Source organism: Flavobacteriales bacterium (assembly GCA_013001705.1).
GTDB lineage: Bacteria > Bacteroidota > Bacteroidia > Flavobacteriales_D > JABDKJ01 > JABDLZ01.
The window spans coordinates 1-2,895 of sequence record JABDLZ010000297.1 but is presented as its reverse complement, the minus strand read 5'-3'; the positions used below and the strand labels follow the sequence as shown (position 1 = coordinate 2,895).

Here is a 2,895-nt window from a genome sequence, read left to right as displayed (position 1 = left end):
GCCAGAGGAGTACTCATCGATGAATACCAGATAGAACAAAAGGATATGCAGTAGGTAGTTCCCTCCCGTGAGGAAAGTATAGGTCCGGTTGAATAGAATACTGGTGCCCAAGAACACGAGCAGTGCTCCGAAACGGGTCCAACGCTTGAATAGGATCAGCGCCATGCCGATGAATGGGAGTATCACGAACAAGGGATACCATGCGCGATGGTCTTCATCATGCAAGAACATGATCACATCGTGCGTCCATAGATCGGGAAAGGACATGGGGGCGATCAAGGAGTACTCACCCCAAAGCAGTTCATGCATCGGAAGGCCCAGAATGATGATGCTATAGGCTACAAGGGCGTACAATCCCCATCGGAGCCACTTGACGGTACGCACTTGATCGAAGGATCCGGAGAGCCGTGTGATGAGTCTATTCAGGTCCATCCATGAGTGTTTTGGTAGGGAAATGGATGACCTCCGGGTCTTGCAATTCGAAAGGGTCTTCTAGGATCAGCCTGATCTGCAAGGTGTGTACTTCCATCTCGGGAAGAAAGTGATGGGCATAGTTCTCTGCCAAGACCATAGCAATCCCATACCCCATATTCTGCGGGTAGAATTGCTCAGCAGGTCGGTCCTGCTGATCGAAATGATCCACCGCCATCCAGAGATGATAGACCGTATTCTGCGTGACATGACACAGCTTGGAATAGTGCGTCACCCGATAGCGGATATGCTGGTCCATACATATATGCTCTGCCCGATACCATTCCGACCAACCGCTCGGACCATAGTAGCGCATCTCCATGCGCTTGTGTTTCGATTGCGGTTCGGGAGCAAATAGCGCCCAGCCCTGATGAAAAGTTGGATAACACCATAGATGACTGTAACTCTCCATACGAGGAGTCAGGTATTTCTCAGGGGTATTATGCAATAGAGTCATCGTGAAATGCAGCACGAATACCCCGAGACAAGCGAAAAAGAAAAGTTTGAGAATACGATGCTCTGACATGTGTCGGTATGAAGCTTCTTGTCGAATGTATCCCTATTTTTGAATTAGCAACAATCCCGCTAAAAACGCCTATGGATATCAGAGCGAATGACCCGGAATTACAATCCTGGGTACCCGTGTCGAGTGAATCGGATTTCCCTATACAGAATCTCCCTTTCGGAATCTTCAGTACCGGAGGAGATGCTCCCAGACCCGGTGTGGCCATCGGGGATCAGGTGGTCGACCTTCAGGTGTGTGCGCTCCTCGGCCTATTCGATACACTCGAGATGACACGTGAGTGCTTCAGCGCTCCTACGCTCAATCCTTTGATGAAGTACGGCAAATCCGGCAGTCGTGCCTTGCGCAATCGCATTTCCGAACTCTTGAGCACGGGCAATGAAGAACTGCGCCCACATGCGGATCAAGCGCTGCATTCGCAAGAAGATGTACAGATGCATATGCCTGTGGAAGTGGGAGACTACACGGATTTCTACTCCAGCCGTGATCATGCGACCAATGTGGGCACCATGTTCAGGGATCCGGACAATGCCCTACTTCCCAACTGGCTCCACATCCCCGTAGGCTATCACGGTAGAGCGAGCAGTATCGTAGTCTCCGGTGTACCCATCCATCGCCCAAAGGGGCAGATGAAACCACCCGAAGGCCCTCCGGTTTTCGGTCCCTGCAAGCTCTTGGATTTCGAATTGGAGATGGCCTTCATCACCTATGATGGAAAGCCGATGGGCCATTCCATCAGCACGACCGAAGCGAGTGACTACATATTCGGCATGGTCATTTTCAATGATTGGTCGGCACGTGACATACAGAAATGGGAGTATGTGCCTCTAGGCCCTTTCTTGGCCAAGAATTTCGCTTCCAGTATCTCACCCTGGGTGGTGACTCTGGATGCACTCGAGCCCTTCCGAGTAGCGGGGGAAGAACAAGAACCGGAAGTATTGCCCTACCTGAAATACGAAGGCAAGAACAATTTCGACCTCCCACTCGAGGTCAGCATTCGCACCGCATCAGGAACTGAAAAGGTCGTGAGCCGATCCAACTACCGATACATGTATTGGAACATGAATCAGCAATTGGCCCACCACACCGTCAATGGTTGCAATATCCGTTGTGGGGACATGATGGCCTCCGGCACGATCAGCGGTCCAGACCCTTCCAGCTATGGAAGCATGCTCGAGCTCTCCTGGCGAGGCACCAAGCCCATCGACATGCCCGATGGCAGTCAGAGGAAATTCATTCAGGACGGAGACACTGTGGTCATGAGAGCACACGGACAAAGGGATGGATATCGGATCGGCTTCGGGTCAGTAGAGACCGAGGTCCTTCCGGCCAAATGAAATGGGATGTAGATGGGTGAAGCCTATGTCATAGACGAAGAAGCCGAGAAACGCGAGATCACCAAGCGGTATCGCGCACTTCTCCGTTCGCACAAGCGCATCAACAAGGATTCGGAGCGCAAGCGGATACGGAAAGCCTTCGATGTGGCCGTGGAAGCCCACCGCGAGGACCGCAGGAAAACGGGAGAACCCTACATCTACCACCCCATTGAGGTAGCTCGGATCGTCAGTGCCGAGATGGGGCTCGACACTACCAGTGTAGTCGCTGCTCTTCTGCATGACACGGTAGAAGACACCTACATCACATTAGAGGATATCGAGAATCTCTTTGGAGAGAAAGAGCGCTACCTCATTGATGGTCTGACCAAGATCAAAGGAGTACTGGAGAACAGTTCTTCCATGCAAGCGGAGAATTTCCGCAAGATGATCCTCACCTTGAGTGACGATGTGCGGGTGATCCTGATAAAACTGGCCGATCGACTGCATAACATGCGCACCTTGGATTCCATGCCGCGCAATAAGCAGCTCAAGATCGCCAATGAGACCTCTTATATGTATGCTCCC

General features: G+C 51.8%; 4 protein-coding genes. 2 read left to right on the top strand and 2 right to left on the bottom strand.

Annotated elements, in window-relative coordinates; translation table 11 throughout:
• Window positions 1–432, bottom strand: a 432-nt coding sequence (locus tag HKN79_11970; protein NNC84284.1) for a hypothetical protein, incomplete at its 3' end; no start/stop codon positions are given.
• The gene (locus HKN79_11965) at window positions 419–997 is read right to left on the bottom strand and encodes a hypothetical protein (GenBank protein ID NNC84283.1); all 579 of its coding nucleotides are present in this window, start codon (window positions 995–997) and stop codon (window positions 419–421) included. The genes HKN79_11965 and HKN79_11970, both read right to left, overlap by 14 nt.
• 71 nt (window positions 998–1,068) lie before the next feature.
• Here HKN79_11965 and fahA point away from each other — a divergent pair, with 71 nt between their 5' ends.
• Both fahA and HKN79_11955 read left to right on the top strand, forming a co-directional pair.
• Entirely contained in the window at window positions 1,069–2,331 is a 1,263-nt protein-coding gene (gene fahA, locus HKN79_11960) for a fumarylacetoacetase (GenBank protein NNC84282.1), read from the top strand.
• A 12-nt stretch (window positions 2,332–2,343) separates the two neighbouring features.
• On the top strand, window positions 2,344–2,895 hold a 552-nt coding region (locus HKN79_11955; GenBank protein ID NNC84281.1), incomplete at its 3' end, for a bifunctional (p)ppGpp synthetase/guanosine-3',5'-bis(diphosphate) 3'-pyrophosphohydrolase.

Coding starts and splice junctions, on each gene's coding strand:
- fahA (NNC84282.1), top strand. CDS start 1,069: ATGGATATCAGAGCGAATGACCCGGAATTACAATCCTGGGTACCCGTG.
- HKN79_11965 (NNC84283.1), bottom strand. CDS start 997: ATGTCAGAGCATCGTATTCTCAAACTTTTCTTTTTCGCTTGTCTCGGG.